This window comes from Pelistega europaea, assembly GCF_013133775.1.
GTDB classification, from domain to species: domain Bacteria; phylum Pseudomonadota; class Gammaproteobacteria; order Burkholderiales; family Burkholderiaceae_B; genus Taylorella; species Taylorella europaea.
Genome location: NZ_JABGBO010000002.1, coordinates 294,256 through 314,628 on the forward strand (window position 1 = coordinate 294,256; position 20,373 = coordinate 314,628).

19 protein-coding genes are annotated in these 20,373 nt (G+C 42.1%); 10 read left to right on the forward strand and 9 right to left on the reverse strand.

The annotated features are described in order from the left end of the window. Positions 1 to 54: 54 nt before the first annotated feature. The gene (gene purN / locus HKX40_RS02870; protein WP_171588042.1) at positions 55 to 708 is read right to left on the reverse strand and encodes a phosphoribosylglycinamide formyltransferase; all 654 of its coding nucleotides are present in this window, start codon (positions 706 to 708) and stop codon (positions 55 to 57) included. Between the two features lie 47 nt (positions 709 to 755). Here purN and HKX40_RS02875 point away from each other — a divergent pair, with 47 nt between their 5' ends. The 7 genes from HKX40_RS02875 to HKX40_RS02905 all read left to right on the forward strand — a co-directional run bounded on the left by HKX40_RS02875 (position 756) and on the right by HKX40_RS02905 (position 9,031). Then, positions 756 to 1,712 (forward strand): bifunctional riboflavin kinase/FAD synthetase, encoded by a 957-nt coding sequence (locus HKX40_RS02875; protein WP_171588043.1) that lies wholly within the window; start codon positions 756 to 758, stop codon positions 1,710 to 1,712. Next, on the forward strand, positions 1,702 to 4,566 hold the full coding sequence (ileS, locus tag HKX40_RS02880; protein ID WP_171588044.1) for an isoleucine--tRNA ligase: 2,865 nt from the start codon (positions 1,702 to 1,704) through the stop codon (positions 4,564 to 4,566). The genes HKX40_RS02875 and ileS overlap by 11 nt, the downstream gene beginning before the upstream one ends. Before the next feature lie 245 nt (positions 4,567 to 4,811). Continuing rightward, positions 4,812 to 5,324 carry a signal peptidase II gene (gene lspA, locus HKX40_RS02885; RefSeq protein ID WP_171588045.1) on the forward strand — a complete coding sequence of 171 codons (513 nt, stop codon included), beginning with the start codon at positions 4,812 to 4,814 and terminating at the stop codon, positions 5,322 to 5,324. 106 nt (positions 5,325 to 5,430) lie between these two features. Next, a complete protein-coding gene (gene coaBC / locus HKX40_RS02890) occupies positions 5,431 to 6,615 on the forward strand; it encodes a bifunctional phosphopantothenoylcysteine decarboxylase/phosphopantothenate--cysteine ligase CoaBC (RefSeq protein ID WP_171588046.1) in 1,185 nt (394 codons plus the stop codon). Positions 6,616 to 6,762: 147 nt separating this feature from the next. Then, the gene (locus tag HKX40_RS02895) at positions 6,763 to 7,431 is read left to right on the forward strand and encodes a DedA family protein (protein WP_171588047.1); all 669 of its coding nucleotides are present in this window, start codon (positions 6,763 to 6,765) and stop codon (positions 7,429 to 7,431) included. 130 nt (positions 7,432 to 7,561) lie between these two features. After that, positions 7,562 to 8,008: a dUTP diphosphatase gene (gene dut / locus HKX40_RS02900; protein ID WP_216605144.1), complete on the forward strand. Its 447-nt coding sequence runs from the start codon at positions 7,562 to 7,564 to the stop codon at positions 8,006 to 8,008. 27 nt (positions 8,009 to 8,035) lie between these two features. Then, the gene (locus HKX40_RS02905) at positions 8,036 to 9,031 is read left to right on the forward strand and encodes a Bug family tripartite tricarboxylate transporter substrate binding protein (RefSeq protein ID WP_171588048.1); all 996 of its coding nucleotides are present in this window, start codon (positions 8,036 to 8,038) and stop codon (positions 9,029 to 9,031) included. Positions 9,032 to 9,216: 185 nt separating this feature from the next. Here HKX40_RS02905 and HKX40_RS02910 read toward each other — a convergent pair whose 3' ends face one another. The 4 genes from HKX40_RS02910 to clpS all read right to left on the reverse strand — a co-directional run bounded on the left by HKX40_RS02910 (position 9,217) and on the right by clpS (position 14,734). Next, on the reverse strand, positions 9,217 to 10,503 hold the full coding sequence (locus tag HKX40_RS02910) for a Glu/Leu/Phe/Val family dehydrogenase (RefSeq protein WP_171588049.1): 1,287 nt from the start codon (positions 10,501 to 10,503) through the stop codon (positions 9,217 to 9,219). Between the two features lie 202 nt (positions 10,504 to 10,705). After that, on the reverse strand, positions 10,706 to 11,887 hold the full coding sequence (locus tag HKX40_RS02915; protein ID WP_171588082.1) for an ABC transporter substrate-binding protein: 1,182 nt from the start codon (positions 11,885 to 11,887) through the stop codon (positions 10,706 to 10,708). Positions 11,888 to 12,008: 121 nt separating this feature from the next. Beyond that, positions 12,009 to 14,438: an ATP-dependent Clp protease ATP-binding subunit ClpA gene (gene clpA / locus HKX40_RS02920; protein WP_216605146.1), complete on the reverse strand. Its 2,430-nt coding sequence runs from the start codon at positions 14,436 to 14,438 to the stop codon at positions 12,009 to 12,011. Further along, positions 14,435 to 14,734 carry an ATP-dependent Clp protease adapter ClpS gene (clpS, locus tag HKX40_RS02925; RefSeq protein ID WP_171588050.1) on the reverse strand — a complete coding sequence of 100 codons (300 nt, stop codon included), beginning with the start codon at positions 14,732 to 14,734 and terminating at the stop codon, positions 14,435 to 14,437. Before clpS ends, clpA begins: the two co-directional genes overlap by 4 nt. Before the next feature lie 289 nt (positions 14,735 to 15,023). Between clpS and HKX40_RS02930 the strand changes: the two genes are divergently transcribed. The 3 genes from HKX40_RS02930 to HKX40_RS02940 all read left to right on the forward strand — a co-directional run bounded on the left by HKX40_RS02930 (position 15,024) and on the right by HKX40_RS02940 (position 16,502). Then, positions 15,024 to 15,260, forward strand: coding sequence for a cold-shock protein (locus tag HKX40_RS02930; protein WP_171588051.1), 237 nt, complete (start codon positions 15,024 to 15,026; stop codon positions 15,258 to 15,260). A gap of 133 nt (positions 15,261 to 15,393) precedes the next feature. Then, positions 15,394 to 15,963: a DUF192 domain-containing protein gene (locus tag HKX40_RS02935; RefSeq protein ID WP_171588052.1), complete on the forward strand. Its 570-nt coding sequence runs from the start codon at positions 15,394 to 15,396 to the stop codon at positions 15,961 to 15,963. Between the two features lie 173 nt (positions 15,964 to 16,136). Beyond that, the gene (locus HKX40_RS02940; RefSeq protein ID WP_171588053.1) at positions 16,137 to 16,502 is read left to right on the forward strand and encodes a hypothetical protein; all 366 of its coding nucleotides are present in this window, start codon (positions 16,137 to 16,139) and stop codon (positions 16,500 to 16,502) included. Here the strand turns inward: HKX40_RS02940 and HKX40_RS02945 are convergent. The 4 genes from HKX40_RS02945 to HKX40_RS10875 form a co-directional block, all read right to left on the reverse strand. After that, complete coding sequence (locus HKX40_RS02945) at positions 16,486 to 17,424, reverse strand: LysR substrate-binding domain-containing protein (protein WP_171588054.1); 939 nt, start codon at positions 17,422 to 17,424, stop codon at positions 16,486 to 16,488. The two genes, HKX40_RS02940 and HKX40_RS02945, sit on opposite strands and share 17 nt — an antisense overlap. Positions 17,425 to 17,568: 144 nt before the next feature. Continuing rightward, positions 17,569 to 19,623, reverse strand: a complete 2,055-nt coding sequence (gene recG, locus HKX40_RS02950; protein WP_171588055.1) for an ATP-dependent DNA helicase RecG — start codon at positions 19,621 to 19,623, stop codon at positions 17,569 to 17,571. A 138-nt stretch (positions 19,624 to 19,761) separates the two neighbouring features. Continuing rightward, on the reverse strand, positions 19,762 to 20,151 hold the full coding sequence (locus HKX40_RS02955) for a Rid family detoxifying hydrolase (protein WP_171588056.1): 390 nt from the start codon (positions 20,149 to 20,151) through the stop codon (positions 19,762 to 19,764). 135 nt (positions 20,152 to 20,286) lie between these two features. Further along, a partial coding sequence (locus HKX40_RS10875; protein ID WP_425500432.1) for an IS3 family transposase occupies positions 20,287 to 20,373 on the reverse strand: 87 nt, incomplete at its 5' end.

Here is a 20,373-nt window from a genome sequence, read left to right on the forward strand (position 1 = left end):
ACAGCATTAAAAAATAGGCATTGGTCCTTTACTAAAACTTAATACATTTTTTGTTCATAATTCCGCATGGACAAAGCGAGTCTTAACAGCTTCTTTATAAACAACTGTTTTCCCCTCTACAGAGAGTAAATCACGAGTCAAATAATCTATTACTGCAGGATATACTTGATGCTCCATACTCAAGACCCGTGCAGCAAGCATATCTGCGTCATCTCCGTCTAGCACAGGAACAATCGCTTGTGCAATAATAGGACCCTCATCAAGCACTGGTGTCACAAAATGCACAGTACAACCATGTACTTTTACCCCTTCTGCCAATGCGCGTTCATGTGTATCCAATCCAGTAAAGCTAGGTAACAAAGAAGGATGGATATTCACCAGCTTTCCAGCAAAAGGATCAATAAAAACATTAGTCAGAATCCGCATAAACCCAGCCAAAATCACATAATCAGGTTGATAGCTTTGGACTAAATCACGCAAAGCCTCATCATATGCCTCACGAGAGGCAAAAGATTTATGCAATAATTCTGAGGTTGCAATCCCCTGTTCTGCAGCCCAAACCAAACCAGCACTGTTGGATTTATGCGAAATCACCGCTGCAATCTCCATATCATCACGGCTTTTTGCCATTTTTACGATGGATTGCATATTAGAACCGCGTCCAGAGATTAAAATAACAAATCTTTTGGGTGTATTTTTGTTAGACACAAGTTTTCTCCTACAATTTCATTAGTAGAAATTGTAAACTGTTCGTTGTGAAAAATTCTATTAAACTTTATCGTAATCAAAAAGCAGTTCCAACAACTGCTTTAACTATTGGCAATTTTGATGGTGTCCATATTGGGCATCAGCGTTTGCTTGAACATCTCGTCAAGCAGGCGCAGTTGCGTCAGTTGCAACCCACTGTACTTACCTTTTCTCCTCATCCAAGAGAGTTTTTTGGACTACGAGAGCAACGCCCAGAGCTTATTCCTACACGTATTTCTACTTTACGCGACAAGGTGGCAGCCCTTTCTTGTTGTGGCATTCAAGCCATTCACTTACAAACCTTTAATCAAGCGATGGCACAGATGTCTGCAGAAGACTTTATTCAACATTTTCTGCTAGAGCAACTGAATATGCGTTATCTATACGTAGGAGAAGATTTTCGCTTTGGGCACCGTCGTAGCGGAGATATTCAACTGCTGCAAGAAGCAGCAAACCGTTATGGCTTTGTAGTGGAAACTATGGAGGATGTGCTAGATAATCAACAAGTTCGTTATTCCAGCACAGAACTACGCAATGCGCTAGCCTTTGGGCAAATCGAAAAGGCCAATGCTTTTTTAGGTCGTCAGTACACGATTAGTGGACATGTGATTCATGGTAAAAAGCTCGGACGTACCATCGGTATTCCTACCTTAAATATCCCTGTTATGCCTCGCTGTGCCTTGCGTTCTGGCGTTTATATCGTCACTGTGCATGGACTTACAGAGCAACCTCTGCCAGCAATCGCCAGCTTGGGCGTCCGCCCTACTGTCGAAGCACATGGAGAAGTATTGCTGGAAGTGCATATTCTGCATCATTCTGTCTCCGCTTACGGTAAAATGGTAAGCATTGCATTTCATCAATATGTAAGAGACGAGGAAAAATTTTCTGATTTACAAGTGTTAAAAGCGGCTATTCAAGAAGATATCCGCATCACTCAACATTATTTTGACATCCATGGACTATAAAGATACTTTAAATTTACCCGTAACCGACTTCCCTATGCGCGGTAATTTATCCAAACGCGAACCAGAGTGGGTCGCTCAATGGGAAGAAAATAAAATCTATCAAGCTATTCGTGAAGCAAGCAAAGGGCGTCCTAAGTTTGTTCTTCATGACGGCCCTCCTTATGCCAATGGAGACATCCACCTTGGACATGCCGTTAACAAAATTCTCAAAGACATTATTGTTAAAAGCCGTAATATGGCTGGCTTTGACGCACCTTATGTACCAGGTTGGGATTGCCATGGGATGCCTATTGAAATTCAAATTGAAAAGCAGTTTGGCAAAAATCTTCCTGTTGAAGAAGTCCAATCCAAGGCTCGTGCCTATGCACGCGAACAAATAGATCGCCAACGCCAAGGGTTTAAACGCCTCGGTGTATTGGGTGATTGGGACAATCCTTATCTCACCATGAACTTTGCCAATGAGGCTAATGAAATTCGTGCCTTGGCTGGTCTATTGGAAAAAGGCTATGTCTTCCGTGGTTTAAAACCTGTAAACTGGTGCTTTGACTGTCAATCTGCATTAGCTGAAGCGGAAGTCGAATACCAAGACCGTAAAGACCCAGCGATTGACGTGGCATTCCCTTTTGCTGAACATGATAAACTCGCCAAAGCATTTGGTCTTGACCAGGTAGCTGATGGTGCTGTTGTCATCTGGACAACAACCCCATGGACTATTCCATCTAACCAAGCACTCAATGTACATCCAGACTTAGAGTATGTTTTAGTTGAGTTGTCAGAAGCCCTACCAACAGGCAAACTATTATTGCTTGCCAAAGACCGCTACGAAGCCTGCCTAGATCAATGGAAATTAGAGGGCAAGGTTATCGCCACTACAGATGGCCGCTCTTTAGATCATATTGCTTTCCATCATCCTTTAGCTAAAGTTCATGAGGGTTTTAACCGTCTATCCCCTATCTATTTGGCTGAATATGTTGCAGTAGATACAGGTACTGGTATCGTACACTCTGCTCCTGCCTATGGTGTGGATGACTTTATTTCCTGCAAGAACAATGGGGTCACCGATGACAAAATCATCAATCCAGTTATGGGTAATGGTCAATATGCAAGTACCTTACCTCTCTTTGGTGGTATGACTATTTGGGATGCCAATCCCAAAATTGTTGAAACATTACAATCAGCAGGTACCTTGCTACAAGTAAAATCACTATCTCACAGCTATATGCACTGCTGGCGTCATAAGACTCCAGTCATCTACCGTGCGACAAGCCAATGGTTTGCAGGCATGGATATTGCACCTAGTGATGGTTCTGCTACTTTACGTGAAAAAGCACTCGCAGGTGTAGATGCTACCAACTTCTACCCTGCTTGGGGGCGTGCCCGCTTGCATGCCATGATTGCCAATCGCCCTGACTGGACACTGTCTCGCCAACGTCAATGGGGTGTGCCTATGGCATTCTTTGTACACAAAGAAACAGGCGAATTACACCCACGCACTGTTGAGTTACTAGAGCTGGTAGCTCAACGTGTTGAAAAAGAAGGCATTGAGGCATGGCAAAAAATTCAACCTAGTGATTTCTTGCCTGCTGGGGAAGCAGAACAATACGAAAAGAATAAAGATACCCTTGATGTATGGTTTGACTCTGGTACCACTCACTATACCGTGCTTGGTGGCAAAGATCATACTTGCTTAGGCTCCCACGAAGAAACTCTCAAATGGCCTGCCGATCTCTATCTTGAAGGATCTGACCAACACCGTGGTTGGTTCCACTCGTCCTTATTGACTTCTTCTATGTTGTTTGGTCGACCTCCCTATAATGCCTTGCTCACACATGGCTTTACTGTGGATGGAGAGGGTCGTAAGATGAGTAAATCACTTGGTAATGTGATTTCTCCTCAAAAAATTTCTGACACACTAGGGGCCGAAATTCTACGCCTATGGATTGCTTCTACAGACTATTCAGGTGAGCTATCTATTTCTGACCAAATTCTTAAACGTGTAGTAGAAAGTTATCGCCGTATCCGTAATACCTTGTGCTTCCTGCTTGGTAATCTTAATGACTTTGATGCAGCCAAAGATATGGTTGCCCCTAGTGAAATGCTAGAGATTGACCAATATGCTCTTGTAATGACCAAAGCTATGCAAGCACAGGTGTTGGCTAACTATGAAAAATATGAGTTTCATCCAGCGGTAGCTCGTTTACAAATCTTCTGCTCTGAAGACTTAGGTGCATTCTACCTTGATATTCTTAAAGATCGTCTTTATACCACCTTTAAGACTAGTCTTGCTCGTCGTTCTGCACAAACAGCTTTGTATTACATCACAATGACGATGATTAAACTCATGGCACCGATTTTGTCATTCACTGCAGAAGAAGCCTGGACTGAGATGCGTAAAACTTTCCTCAAAAATACCCCACTTGCTAACGGTATTACAGTGTTTACGGAAGTATATGAGGAATTACCTTCTATTACCAATGCTGATGCATTATCGGTCAAATGGCAACGTATTCTCGCTATTCGAGCCTTGCTCAACAAAGAGCTGGAAAACAAACGTAGCGAGGGCTTAATTGGCTCTTCTCTACAAGCAGAAGCGGTTGTTAGTGTCAATGCTGAAGACTATGCAATACTCAATAGTCTAGGAGCTGATTTACGGTTTGCCTTTATGGTATCTAAAGTAACTCTTGTTCAAGCAGATGGCGAACCTCAATTTACAATTACCCCATCAGCACAACCTAAATGTGAACGCTGCTGGCATTATATTGAAGATGTTGGTTCTGACCCTGAACATCCAACCATTTGTAAGCGTTGTAGTACTAACCTGTTTGGACAAGGTGAATTACGCCACTACGCCTAATAGGGTAATGTAGGAAAACTTCTAATGGAAAATCTCAATAATTTATCTGTTAGAAGGACTCCACACTAGCTAGGTGGTACAGCCATTTAGCTAGTATTCACTACCAAAATAAAGTTATTTCGCCCCAAGGCAAACGCATTTTTGTGATTGTATTGGGGCGTTATAATGAATCCAGCATAAGCAAGCACCATATACTTTATGATGCAAATAAAGCATATAATAAATGGACTCAACAAAGGATACCCATGACCTATAACAAACCCAAACCTATTCCTTTTTGGTTATTACTAGCACTTATTCTTATTGTCTTAGACCAAGCAAGTAAATGGTATTTTGAGCTTCATTTTGCTTTTGGTGAGCGTGTTAATCTACTACCTTTTTTTGATTTTATTCTCGTCTACAACACAGGGGCAGCTTTTAGTTTTGGAGCTGGAGCTGGTGGGTGGCAGCGCTGGGCATTTATTGGATTAGGACTAGCTGCATGTGCTTTTATTCTCTACTTATTGAATAAAAACCGTGGTAAGCCACTTTTTTGTACTGCGATTACACTGATTTTTGCTGGAGCTTTAGGCAATGTTATTGACCGTGTTGTATTAGGACATGTCATTGATTTTTTACTCTTTTATTGGGATGATTGGGGATTTTATTTTCCTGCATTTAATCTAGCGGATTGTTTTATTACGGTAGGGACAACCTTGATTATAGTAGAAGAGATTTTTTTCTCTAGGAAAAAGACAGAGGAACACCTACCCTCCTAATCTGTTGAATAAAGAAATTTCTTTAAAAGTCCCCTACTGCCCTCTAATTTACTAGACCAAAAGTAGTACAGTTTAAAATATCCTTATTATTACCTAAAGGACGATTATGAAAGGTAAACACATCATTCTTGGACTGACAGGTGGCATTGCCTGCTACAAAAGTGCAGAACTATGTCGTCGCTTGATGGAGCAAGGAGCCAAGGTCACTGTTGTTATGACTGAAGGGGCAACACATTTTATCACCCCCACCACCATGCAAGCCTTAAGTGGCCAACCTGTGTTTACCTTGACACAAGATGCTCGCATGGCAGACAGCATGGCACATATTCATCTTAGTCGCCAGGCAGACTTAATTCTCATTGCTCCTTGTAGTGCTGACTTTATGGCAAAACTTAGCCATGGTATGGCAGATGACTTGCTATCGACATTGTGTCTTGCTCGTGGTAACTGCCCTCTTGCCATTGCTCCTGCCATGAATCGTGAAATGTGGGCAAATCCAGCTACACAACGAAATGTACAGACTTTACTACAAGACGGCGTATATCTATGGGGACCAGCCTATGGAGAGCAAGCCTGCGGAGAAGTGGGTGCAGGGCGTATGCTAGAACCTCACCAATTGGTAGCTCAAACACATGCTTTTTTTACCCCTAAATATCTGCAAGGCAAACGAGTACTTATCACTGCAGGACCTACAGAAGAGCCTATTGATCCTGTCCGTGTCATTACCAACAAGTCTTCTGGAAAAATGGGATATGCTATTGCTCAAGCAGCATTTAATGCTGGAGCAAAAGTATATCTAGTGAGTGGTCCAACCGCTTTGGCAACCCCTTATGGGGTACAGACAGAATATGTCCGTACAGCTCGTGAGATGTATCAAGTGGTGATGGACAAAGCCTCTCAAGCAGACATTTTTATCAGTGTGGCCGCTGTTGCAGACTGGTATGTGAGTAATTACAGCGAACAAAAACAAAAGAAGCAAGATAAAGCTGGATTGTCGCTGGAGTTTGCCCCAAACCCAGATATTTTGGCAGAAGTCGCTGCTCTACCCAATGGACCTTGGTGTGTAGGTTTCGCTGCTGAAACTGAAAATCTCAGTGAATATGCACAAGCCAAACGCTTGCGTAAGGGTATTCCTCTCTTAATTGGCAACTTAGCACAGCATGTTATGCATGCTGATGATACAACAATGGTATTGTTTGATGAACAAGGAGAGCACCCTCTTCCTAGCATGGATAAAACCACTGCTGCACAAGTGATTATCCGAGCAATTAGCGAACGCTATCCACACTAACAGTTTCATTAAGGTTGTGTTAAGAAAATCAATGCTACAATGCATTATTTGGTATGGTGCCATTTACAGCAAATAATAAGATATTCTCTGTAAGTTACCACCATCCCCTCCAAAATATCGTAATCTATTTCACAAGAAGAAAACTCTATGCAGCATTATATTGATTTAATCAATCAATTCATCGCCGAACACCAATCTTGGTCAGCCCTCATCATTGGTTTACTTTGCTTTGGTGAATCATTACTTGTCATTGGCATTATGATTCCTGCTACAGCCATCCTCATTTTTACAGGAGCATTAGTGGGTACAGGTACATTGCACTGGGCTCCCGTACTTGTTGGAGGCATTATTGGTGCTATTATTGGAGACTCAGTCTCTTATGCCATTGGCCGTTGGTTAGGCTGGGATATTACTAAAAAACCACTCTTGCAACGCCACATTGGCGTGTTTATTGCTACCCGTAAATTCTTTGATAAACACGGCACATTATCAGTTTTCTTGGGACGTTTTATGGGGCCTATCCGCTCCACTATTCCTACAGTTGCTGGCATTATGGAGTTACCTAGGGCTAAATTCCAATTTGCGAATATTGCTTCAGCCATTCTTTGGGTACCCATCATGTTATCTCCGGGATATTTTTCTGCCAAAGGCACTCAAATGATTGCTGATAAATCAGGGCTGGGCATTGAGGGTATTCTCACCATTTTATCTGTGGTCTTGGGGGTTGGGATGGTAGCTTATTTTCTCATCCCTCGCAAACACAAAAACAATACTCACCCGCAAGAAAATGACTCTAAGGATAATTCAACCAAATGAAAATCATAAGCAGTTTACTTGGGTAAGTGGTTTTTATATTTTTAAAACAAACAAAAGTCCTATTTACTCGTATATGTAGGTATTTATTTTTTTCTTTTTTAGAAATACAACACGCTACTACGGAAATATCATGAAAGTCGATTTAAAAATTTTAGATGAACGCATGAAAGAACAACTTCCCGCCTATGCCACTGCTGGGTCTGCGGGATTAGACCTGCGTGCATGCTTAGATGAAGCCATTATTATAGAACCTCAGCAAACTGTTCTTGTCCCTACTGGTTTGGCTATCCATCTAGCAGACCCAGGTTATGCAGCAGTTATTCTCCCTCGCTCTGGATTGGGACATAAACATGGTATCGTATTAGGTAATCTAGTCGGACTTATTGACTCTGATTATCAAGGCCAACTAATGGTTTCTGTATGGAATCGTAGCCAAACAGCTTTTAAACTTGAGCCTATGGAACGCATGGCTCAACTAGTTATCGTCCCTGTGCAACAAGTCGAATTTAATATTGTGGATGATTTTGAAAGCAGTGATCGGGGTGCTGGTGGCTTTGGTAGCACTGGGCGTGGTTAAGGTTTTCAACTTTCTAGGATATACATTATGACATTGACGAAGAAACTGATTCTTTCTCTTATAGTGGGTCTCTCATCAACTTTCAGTACTCACACTGCATTTGCACAAGATAGTTTTCCGCAAAATAATATTCGTTTTATTGTTCCCTATGCTCCCGGTGGTCCATTAGATACAGTAGCCCGACTTCTTGGTGAAAAAGTCCAAAAAGCCTCAGGACAAACAGTGATTGTAGAAAACAAAGCTGGAGCAGGTGGCAATATCGGTATTAGTACTATGCTCAAAGAAAAAGCCGATGGTTATACTTTAGCCATGGGAGCTGTAGCCACTATGGCGATTAACCCTTGGATTTACAGCAAGATTCCTTTTGATGCAAGTAAAGATTTTGCCCCAGTATTGCTTGTTGCGGATGTTCCTAATGTACTTATTCTTAATAAAGAATTCGCCCAAGCTGAAAAAATAGATTCTGTGCAAAAGCTAATTGACTATATCAAAGCGAATCCTGGCAAGTTGAATTATGCTTCTGGTGGTACTGGTAGTGCTGGACATCTTGCTGGTGAACTACTTAAAGCAAAATTGGATTTAGATATTGTACACGCCCCTTTCCAAGGTGCAAACCCAGCCAAGCTATCTCTTTTAGCCAATCAAACTCAGCTTATGTTTGATAACCTAGCTTCTGCCAAAACGCTTATTGATGATGGTAAAGTCGTAGCCCTAGCCGTTAGTACACATGAACGCTCTCCTTTCTTGCCCAAGTTACCTACACTAGAAGAGCAAGGGGTAAAGGATTTTGATATTGGTACTTGGTTTGGTATTGTGGCTCCAGCAGGTACACCAGAAGCTGTGATTAATAAGCTTAATCAGCTTTATGCCACCGCTATGAATGATCCTGCAGTTCAAAAACAGCTAGAAACCATGGGTTCTGCACTTAAAGCAGGCACTGCAGCGGATTTTGCTGAGTTTGCCAAGAAGGAACTGGCAAAATACAAAGAGGTTGTCAAAACTGCTAATGCTAAGATTGATTAAGGAAATCTTATCAATTAAAGTGTTTCACTACAGCTAGCACAATATTGAGTTTATGTGCTACAGGTTGTTAAATGGATTCTCATCTGTTGAAACAACCCGTGACAGCGAAAGGGCTGGGACAGTTATCTGCCCCAGCCCTTTAAAAATCAGCTTTGTCTTTTGTTCAAAGACAACCAAGCCTCTTATTAAGGATATAAACCGCGTAAGTCACGTGCTTGCAAGATGCGTGAGCACGCCACGATATATGCGGCTGTACGCAAGCTAACCCCATGTTGCTGAGCCACCTCAGAAATCGAACGATAGGCTTGGCGCATAATACGCTCTAAGCGTTGGTTAATCTCATCTTCTGTCCAGAAGAAGCTAGAAAAGTCTTGTACCCATTCAAAGTACGACACTGTTACACCACCAGCATTAGCAATAACATCAGGTACTAGGTAAACACCTTTTTGACTTAATACATCGTCCGCCTGTGGTGTAGTAGGACCATTAGCCCCTTCTACAATGATTTTTGCCTTAATTAAATCGACATTTTCTAGTGTAATTTGTTGCTCTAGTGCAGCAGGAATAAGAATATCCACCTCTGCCCCCCAGAATTTATCGGCTTCAATGGCCTCTGCCTCTGGGAATCCTTTGACTCCTTTATGTTCAGCCACATAGTCTGTCAATGCAGGGATATTTAAACCATTGGCATTAAATATAATGCCAGTATGATCTGCCACAGCCACAACCAATGCACCTGCTTCAGCAAATAAGCGAGCGGCTGTACCTCCTACATTACCAAAACCTTGCACGGCTACTCTGGCACCAGGAATGGATAAACCCTTGTCACGAGCAGCTTCGCAGGCCACTACAAAGACACCGCGACCTGTCGCCTCAACACGACCTAGACTACCACCCAAAGCAATAGGCTTACCTGTCACTACACCGGTAGCTGTCGTACCAATATTTTGTGAATAAGTATCCATCATCCAAGCCATCACCTGTGGATTGGTGTTTACATCTGGTGCAGGAATGTCTTTTTGAGGACCGATAATCAAGCCAATCTCACTAGTGTAGCGGCGAGTGACTTTTTCTAGCTCTTTGCGAGAATATTTGCTAACATCGATGCGGATACCCCCTTTGGCACCACCATAAGGTAGGTTAATAGCTGCATTTTTAATCGACATCCAACCAGCCAATGCCATAACCTCAGATAAGCATACATCCTGGTGGAAGCGCACCCCACCTTTACCTGGACCTAGGGATAGGTTATGTTGAACACGATACCCTTCAAAATGTGCAATCGTACCGTTATCTAATTCAATAGGAATATCTACAATCAATGCACGTTTGGGACGTTTTAAAGTTTCAATCCAGCGACTAAGGCTACCCAAATATGGGGCTACGCGGTCAATCTGTTGTAAGAAAATTCCCCATGGTCCTGGATTATCTGGTTGAATCCATGATGGGAAGTCGTGCTTTTGTAAAGACATGCTTTACTCCTCCTAAGAAGTGTCAGTAAAAATCTGACCGTATAATAAAACGACTTGGTGAGCTATAGCACAGCAAGTCGTCCAATAAGATAAGCAAAATACTTGAACAAATCACTCGACCATTAATTTAACAGAAAATGTGGATGATTGAAAGTGATGAAATTCATCGAAATGCTTGCCACCAATCATTAAACATGCTCTGTTACTTATCACCAGCATATTGGAATTGACCATCTTTAATAATACCTAGTACGGCTGCTCGGTGGTCAAAGCCTTGGTGATTATCTGGCGTGATGTTAAATACACCATTAGGCACCACTAACTCTTTAGTATTTTCTAGAGCATCACGCAATGCTCGACGAAACTCCACTGTACCGGGTTTAGCACCGGTCTTAAGTGCATGTGTTACTGCTTGGTCAGCCAACATCCATGCACCATAAGCATCCCCAGCAAACTGAGTCGCTGTATTTGCCCCATGCTTGGCCTCGTATTTCTGTGTAAAGTCTAAAGCTACTTTCTTGACAGGATTGCTATCAGGTAAACCTCGTGCTACCACACCAGGGCCTGTAGGGAATAAGGTTCCTTCCATCGCTTTGCCACCGATTTGTAAGACCTCTAATGTCCCAATGCCATGTGTTTGATAAATCGGTCCTGCATAACCTCGCTCCCGCAAAGTTCGCTCTGGTAACACAGCAGGTGTACCAGCCCCTGCGATTAAAATAGCATCCGGCTTGGCAGACAGCAATTTAAGTACCTGCCCAGCTACTGAGGTATCTGTTCGATTAAAAGACTCTCGTGCTACCACTTTAATTTTAGCGTTGGCAGCCTTGTTAAATTCAGACCACCAAACATCTCCGTAAGAGTCAGCAAAGCCAATAAAGGCAACCTTCTTGTAACCTTTATTGAGCATATCATTCACAATCACATTTGCCATTAATACATCATTCTGAGGCATTTTGAAGGCCCATCGACGACCTGGATCCTTGGCAGGAGGCGTACCGTCTGGATTTTGTACAATAACCCCACCAGCTGCCAGGGCAATCATTGGTGTTTCACTCTCTCTTAATACATCTAGCATTGCTAAGGCAGCTGCTGTAAGATTAGGTCCTACGATTAAATCCACCTTATCTTCTGAAGTAAATTTACGGGTATTTTTAACTGCATTACTCACGTCAGAACCATCATCCAGCACGACATAACGTACTTTTTCACCGCCCATTGTCTGAGGCCATAAATCAATGGCATTTTGAGATTGAATACCAATTGCAGCGGCAGGGCCTGTGGATGATAAATCAACTCCTACAACCATATCAGCATTTGCCAAGGCTGGCGTAAACAATGTAGTCAATAAAGCGGCATATAATTTTTTCATGATAGTAATAATCCAAAAATGAAAATAAGCTGACAGTTTCCTCTGCCAGCCTGTCTAATTACAGCATGATACTAACAAGGTAAGACAAGAAAAACAAGGATATTCCTTATTACGTCTCAAATTTCCACAAATATCAAGCCTCTTCTACTGTTTTCTTGGCGTTTTTACGCGGACGCTTCACCTTCTTATCTCGATCAAAATTTAACTGTACCTCATGTTTGGCATCAATATCTACGTCCACACTACCACCATCTATCAGACGACCAAACAACAATTCTTCTGCTAATGCCTTACGGATGAGGTCTTGGATAAGACGCTGCATTGGACGAGCCCCCATCAGTGGATCAAACCCTTTATCTGCAAGATACTCACGCAGCTTATCAGAGAAAGTAACCTCCACTTGTTTGGCTTGTAACTGTTGCTCCAATTCGAGTAAGAACTTGTCTACTACACGTAGAATTACTTCTTTAGTCAAAGGTGCAAATGGAATAATAGCATCCAAACGATTACGAAATTCTGGTGTAAAGGTGCGTTTAATTTCCACCATCTCATCACCTGCTTGTCGGACATTATGAAATCCAATAGCTTTGGTATTTAATAACTGTGCTCCGGCATTCGTCGTCATGATGATTACAATATTACGAAAATCAGCTTTACGCCCGTTATTATCCGTCAAAGTACCATGATCCATCACTTGAAGCAGGATATTAAAAATATCTGGATGTGCTTTTTCTATTTCATCAAGTAATAGCACAGCATGCGGATTTTTACTTACTGCTTCGGTCAATAACCCACCTTGCTCAAATCCCACATAGCCAGGAGGAGCTCCGATTAACCTAGCTACCGCATGACGCTCCATATACTCTGACATATCAAAACGTAGCAACTCCACCCCAAGAATCTGCGCAAGCTGCTTGGCTACTTCAGTTTTACCAACACCTGTTGGACCCGAGAATAAGAATGAACCAATGGGTTTATCCGTCTTACCCAAACCAGAACGAGACATCTTAATCACCGCAGTCAGCGCCTCAATAGCCGCATTTTGCCCAAATACTAAGGTTTTTAAATCACGCTCTAGCGTAGAGAGTTTATTCACATCATCAACAGACACAGTTTGGGCAGGGATACGAGCCATCTTGCTAATAACAGTTTCGATTTCTGCTTTCCCTATTTGCTCTACTCTTTGCTCTACAGGAAGAATACGCTGGGCAGCCCCTGCCTCATCAATCACATCAATAGCCTTATCCGGCAAATGTCGGTCATTAATATAGCGTGCAGACAACTCAGCCGCAGCCACCAAAGCCTCTTCTGAATACTGAATATCATGAAATTTTTCAAAGCGAGGTTGTAATCCCTTGAGAATCGCAATAGTATCCGCTATGCTAGGCTCAGCAATTTCTACTTTTTGGAAACGACGCGATAAAGCATGGTCTTTTTCAAAAACCCCACGATACTCTTGATAAGTCGTCGCTCCCATGCAGCGTAAACGACCAGAAGAAAGGGCCGGTTTCAACAAATTAGAGGCATCCATAGAATTGCCCGAGGTTGAGCCTGCTCCAATAATCGTATGAATTTCATCTACGAATAAAATTGCATGAGGTAAGTCTTCTAGCTCTTTAAGAAGTTTTTTCAACCGTTGTTCAAAATCTCCGCGAAACTTGGTCCCTGCTAACAGCACTCCAATATCTAAACCATAAACTACAGCCTCAGATAACACGTCTGGAACTTCCTGATGCACAATTTTCAAGGCTAGACCTTCAGCAATAGCTGTTTTGCCTACTCCCGCCTCACCTACAAGTAGAGGGTTATTCTTGCGTCGACGACAAAGTACCTGAATGACACGTTCTAGCTCACTATCTCGCCCAATCAATGGGTCAATCTTACCTTCTGCTGCCAACTGGTTATAGTTCAGCGTATACAATTCTAGGGCTGAACGTTTGTCTTCTGAAGTTGGCGATACCCCTGCTGTTTTCTCTGTAGGGCGAGACTCCACTGCACCATGAGAGATGAATTGAGTGACTTTAAGCCGTGTAATACCTTGCTCTTCCAAAAAGAAAACTGCATGCGAATCTCTTTCTGAAAAAATGGATACCAATATATCAGCACCCTCTACTCCTTTGGTGCGTTGCGATTTATCCGACATACTTAAGACAGCACGTTGGATAACTCGTTGAAAACCCAAAGTTGGCTGTGTCTCAAAATCGTAATCCTCGCTATTACCCTCTTCTTCTGAGCTGCCCTTGGTGTCATGTCCAACATTTTTGTCTATAGAGGACTGTGGTGTACGCTGTGAGCTTGATGAATTTTTAATTGAGGTTTCTGACGGATTATCCATAGACCGACGATTCCCTAATGGTAACCGTGGCGTATTTTCATCAATAAACTCATCCAACTGCTTATGCAATAGAGCTAGATTAGCGTCACAGCCCTCTAAAACCTGTTTGGCAGAACGGTTGTCCAATAAAGCAAGCAATAAATGCTCCACTGTAAGAAACTCGTGTCGAGCTGCTTGTGCCATAATGAACGCTTTTTGAATAGTCAATTCTAGTTCTTCTGAAATCATATCTGCTCCATAGTACATAGCAAAGGATGCTGGTGTTCTCTTGCATAGTGGTTCACCTGAGATACCTTTGTTGCAGCAATATCTTGTGTATAAGTACCACAAACGCCTTTGCCTTTGTAATGAACCTCCAACATAATTTGTGTCGCTTGATCGAGATTTTTATTGAAAAACAACTGCAATACCCTCACCACAAAATCCATAGGAGTGTAGTCATCATTGAGTAATACCACACTATAACGAGATGGTGGTTGAAGACGTGTTGTTTGTCTGTTTTCTGTCAGTGTAGAGGTGCTCATAGTCCATTTCAATACGTATTGTTGTCCCTATTGTAGCGACTTTTCAACCCTTGGTGAAATATTAACCATACTTTTACATGTGTTATAACCCTTGTTTTAATACTACCCCGTGTAAAAACGCACTTAAATGAAACACACGCACTAGAAAATGTTGTTTTAAACACGCAAAGAAGCAAGTTTTCAGCAAAACATACTATTTTATACATTTATTAGTACTTTCATGGATTGACGAAAATTATATTTCATCTCATCATAACAAAGAATCGTTTCAAAAAAGGTAGGAATTATTATGTCTGAAAATACCACTGCAGAATCTGCACCGAAACAACTAGGTACGGTCAAATGGTTCAACGATGCCAAGGGCTTTGGCTTTATCACTCCTGATAATAGCACAGAAGACTTATTTGCTCATTTTTCTGCTATCCAAATGGACGGCTTTAAAACGCTCAAAGAAGGACAACGTGTTAGCTTTGAACTTGTGGATGGGCCCAAAGGCAAACTAGCCCTCAACATCACAAGAGTTTAGGGAAGGGGATTCTCTGCTTGTCTAATAAATTATTTCGTTTTAAGATGTTATTTTCTATTCATTGTCTGTCCCTCTTAAATAGAGTAAACATAGGATAACAGCGATTGAGAAACTCAATCACTTTAGCATCAAAATGATAAAACAAATAAGGATGGTTAAGCAGGTATTTTTGCAAAAAACACGCTCATTTGCCTTGGGCGTGTTTTTTACCGTGATGACCTCTACCAGCTGGGTCGCTACTACCGCATATGCTGATACAGTATCCAACTCATCATCAGTCAATCAGACTGCCATTAAAGCACTCTCCCCTCTTAATGCCACTACGGTTGCCGATTTGGCTATGACCGCCACTTTGCACATACACCAATCCACAATCAATGCAGAAATTGTAGATGATGATTTCTCTCGTGCTAGAGGGTTGATGTATCGCCGTGAGTTAGCTCCAAATGCAGGAATGCTTTTTGTCTTTCCTGACTCCCAAAGACGCTGTTTTTGGATGCATAATACTTTTATTCCCCTCTCTATTGCTTACATTAATCATCAAGGTACTATTGTTGATATTTTTGATATGCAACCACTTGATGAAACTTCTATCTGTTCATCTCAAGATGCTATGTTTGCTCTTGAAGTAAATCAAGGTTGGTTTACCCAGCACCACATTGCTGTCGGTGAAAATATAAAACTAAATACCCCAACCCCTTAATCTCTTCTAGACTAAAGGTAGTACCATAGGTGAAAGATTAGCAGTACCAGACCAAAGACTGGTATTATCGCGACCCAAGGCAGACCCCTTTAATACGGGGATTAATAGTCCCTACAACATTGTCTAATCCAGTATAATAAGATATTATTCGACACTTATTAGTTGGAGATATTATGTCAATAAAATCCCTGTTTTGTTTATCTATCATAGCGACGACTCTCAGTGCTTGTGCCTCTAGCGAACCACCTAGCACTAGCTCTCCTGCTATGGTAACTACTTTGCACTCCTCCAGCACTAAGATACTCAAGCAATACCTAGGCTGCCTTGAATCACAGCTCAAACGCAGCTACCCCACGGCTAGCTTTACTCCCATAACAAGCAACCTCTACACCGGGAAGGTCCCCGGCACAGAGCTTGATGAGCCTCGTGCTACTTTTGAAATAGAGGCTGCTTTAGACAAAATACGCACCAGCGTTATACTACAACAACAAACTCCTGTAGATGATGCCTTGACCACTTTGTTTAAGGATTGTTTATAATTTTCACACCAGGTAGTCCACAGCTTTTAACCACGTCAACCAAAGCATCTATTGCTGGTTGACGTGTGAAACTACGACGCCAGACAAGTACTACTTCACGCGACGGAACTGGCTTAGACAAAGGAATATAACGCACAAAGCTATTGTCATCTGTTTGCAAATCTTCAGGGACGGCACTTTGAGGTAATAGAGTAATCCCTAGACCTGCTGCCACCATATGGCGAATAGTTTCTAGAGAAGAGCCTTCAAAAGAGCGTTGCATCCCTTCTTCTGAAGAAGAAAATCGTGCCATCTCAGGACAGACTTCTAACACCTGATCTCGGAAACAATGCCCTTTACCCAATAGCAACATTGTCTCTTGCTTCAAATCTTCTGTATGAATACATTTTGCGTTGGCCCAACGATGATGCAATGGTACTGCAGCAATAAACTCCTCATGATAAAGAGGAATAATTTCTAAACCAGTCTCTGGGATAGGCAATGCCATAATAGCACAATCCAACTCACCCAATCGAAGTAATTCCAATAGATTTGCCGTAAAATTTTCTTGTAAAATCAAAGGCATTTGTGGGAATAGCTCCAACTGTTTGCGAACTAATTTAGGCAATAAATAAGGACCAATAGTGTGAATAACACCGACACGCAAAGCCCCTGCTAGAGGATCTTGCCCTTGTTTAGCAAGCTCTTTCAGATGAGCACTAGCTTCCAAAATTTTTTGCGCTTGCTCTACAATGCGGTGACCGATAGGGGTCACACTGATTTCTGTACCGCCACGCTCAAAAATGCTGACGCCTAGCTCTTCTTCGAGCTTTTTAATACCTACGGACAATGTAGGTTGACTTACAAAACAAGCCTCTGCTGCACGTCCAAAATGACGCTCTCGTGCTACGGCAATGACATATTTAAGTTCAACTAAGGTCATATTGACTTCCCTCACTGCTTAATCAAAGCAATATTTCTACCCATTTTTTGTTAATAATAATGAATCCCTATTAATGGAGAGTTCTTTGTCTTCACACTAATTTTAATCGTCTAATTTTCCCTATTTACAGACTATATTCACTCACTATGAACGCAAGTAATTCTCCCGTCCTTTCATCCAGCGTCTTACATGCTCATGAGCGGCTTGGGGATAGTCTCTTAACATAATTTCTGCTGCCTCTCGTGCATGCTCTAAAACAGTCTGGTCTAATGCAATATCGGCAAAACGCAACATCTGCTCTCCTGACTGACGCAAACCCAAAAATTCACCTGGACCACGCTGTTCTAAATCACGCTGGGCAATCACGAAACCATCATTAGTTTCATGCAAGGCTTTAAGACGTAGTTTGGCTGTTTGTGATAGAGGTTCTTGATAAAGTAAAAAACACACAGATGCCGTACTACCTCGCCCCACACGCCCTCTTAATTGGTGTAATTGAGCCAGTCCAAACCGTTCAGCATGTTCAATCACCATGATACTAGCATTAGGTACATCAACCCCTACTTCAATCACCGTCGTTGCCACCAAAATATCTAACTGATGAGAAGCAAATAATTGCATCACTTGGGCCTTTTCATCAGCATGCATACGCCCATGAAGTAAGCCTACACGACATTGTGGAAGGTATTGTTGGATATATTGGTGCGTATCAACAGCTGTTTGTAGCTGCAACGCCTCACTTTCTTCTACTAAAGGACAGACCCAATAGGCTTGCTTTCCTACCTCACACTCTAAAGCAAGGCGAGACAATAATTCATCTCTACGTTCTGTTTTCATCAATTTAGTCAATACTGCCTGACGACCAGGAGGTAATTCATCAATCACAGAGACATCTAAATCCGCTAAGTAACTCATCGCTAAAGTACGTGGTATGGGTGTTGCACTCATACTTAATTGATGAGGAATAATATCTTCCAGCTGATCCTCGCCTTTCTTGCTTAAACTTAACCGTTGCTCTACCCCAAACCGATGCTGCTCATCGACAATCATTAGCCCTAAATGGGCAAACTCTACCCCTTTTTGGATTAAGGCCTGGGTACCTACTACTAAATGTGCATGACCAGACTGAATTTTCTCCTGTGTCTCTCGCTTTTCTTTTACCTTAAGACTGCCTGATAACCAAGCCACTTCAATGCCCGTACCCGCAAACCATTTCTGCATTTTCAAATAGTGCTGCTCGGCTAGAATCTCTGTGGGTGCCATCACTGCCACCTGATAGCCATTTTGAAGCACCCATGTTGCCGCAAGTGCTGCAACAATGGTTTTACCACTCCCCACATCGCCTTGCAACAATCGATGCATGGGAAAGGGGCGCTGTAAATCTTGTTTTATTTCTATCAATACACGTTGTTGTGCTGTAGTCAAAGCAAATCCACACGCTTGACCGACCTGCTCGAATAAGGAGCAATCATCAGTTTTAATATGCGGTGCTCGTAGTTTTGCTCTTTCTTCTCTAGCAAGCTGCAAAGCAATCTGTTGGGCAAGTAATTCATCAAACTTCACCCTCTCCCATGCAGGGTGTGTTTTGTCCATCAAACTTTGCGTATCTTCTTCTGCACTGGGATTATGCAAGGTATGAATAGACTGGCTAAAGGAAGGTAAACCATATTTTTGTTGCAAAGCCTCTGGTACGCTATCAAAGAGTTTTACCCGAGTCAATGCAGACTGAATCGCCTTGCGTAACACAGGTTGAGTCAACCCTTCCGTTGAAGGATAAATAGGGGTCAAAGTGGTAGGTAAACTCGTCCCCGCTTTGCTTATCTTGGGATGAATAATCTCATAGCCCCACAGACTGCTCCCCCTTACTTCCCCTCGAATCCGAATCAACCCGGCTTTTTCTAACTGTGTTTTTTGAGAGCCATAAAAATGAATCCAGCGCAAAGCCAGCTTGCCCGTAGCATCCCGAAAAGTTGCCGTTAATTGGCGACGGTGAGCCATTTGAATAGCCACATTTTCTACCACACCCTCTAACTGCACTTGTTGTCCGGGATAGATACTATCAATGGTCTGTATCTGCGTCTCATCTTCGTAGCGAAGTGGCAGATGCAAGGCAAGATCAAAATCCGTCAATAACCCCAATGCTTGCATCTTCTGTTGCGAAGCGGTTAGTTTAGGGGAAGATAGACGAGAACTAGACATGGTATATGGGTAATACAAGAATACTGTCTATAACTAGACAATCTTATCAGCGTTATTGAATAAAGGGGATATAGTCCCTTTAAGGGAGCATCTTTTGATACTCAAACAATACCAAAAGATACCCAATAATGGTTTACTTTAAGCCACAATAACAGCTTCTACTTCAAACAAAGCTCCCTTAGGAAGACCACTCACTTCAACAGTTGAACGCGCTGGGAATGGCTCAGGAATAAGCTCTGCCATCACCGCATTAACGATGCCGAAATTTTTTAAATCAGTCACAAACAAAGTGAGTTTAATAATGCTTTCTAAAGAACCACCTGCGGCTTTAATCACTTCAGTAAGATTAGAGAAGGCTTGGCGTACTTGGTCTTCCACATTATCAGAAACAAGCTCCCCTGTACTTGGGTTTAAACCAATTTGTCCTGACAAAAATACCATTTTACCCGCTGGTGCAGCAACAGCTTGAGAATAAGGTCCAATAGCTGCAGGGGCTAAATCTGTGTGAATAACAGTCTTTTGACTCATAATAAACTCCTAAAAGAAACCACATTATTCTATCAAATTTAACTTTGTGATTTAAGTAAACTATGGTTTTCCTATTGAATACCTTGACTAAAAATTCTTATTTATGAACTGACCCCATAAACTTGGACAGTTTAATTAAGAAGTAGTATTAGAGGACTGTAATCTGTATTGAACAGGAGGCAGTCCTCTTAGTTTAGTATGAATACGTTCATGATTATAGTA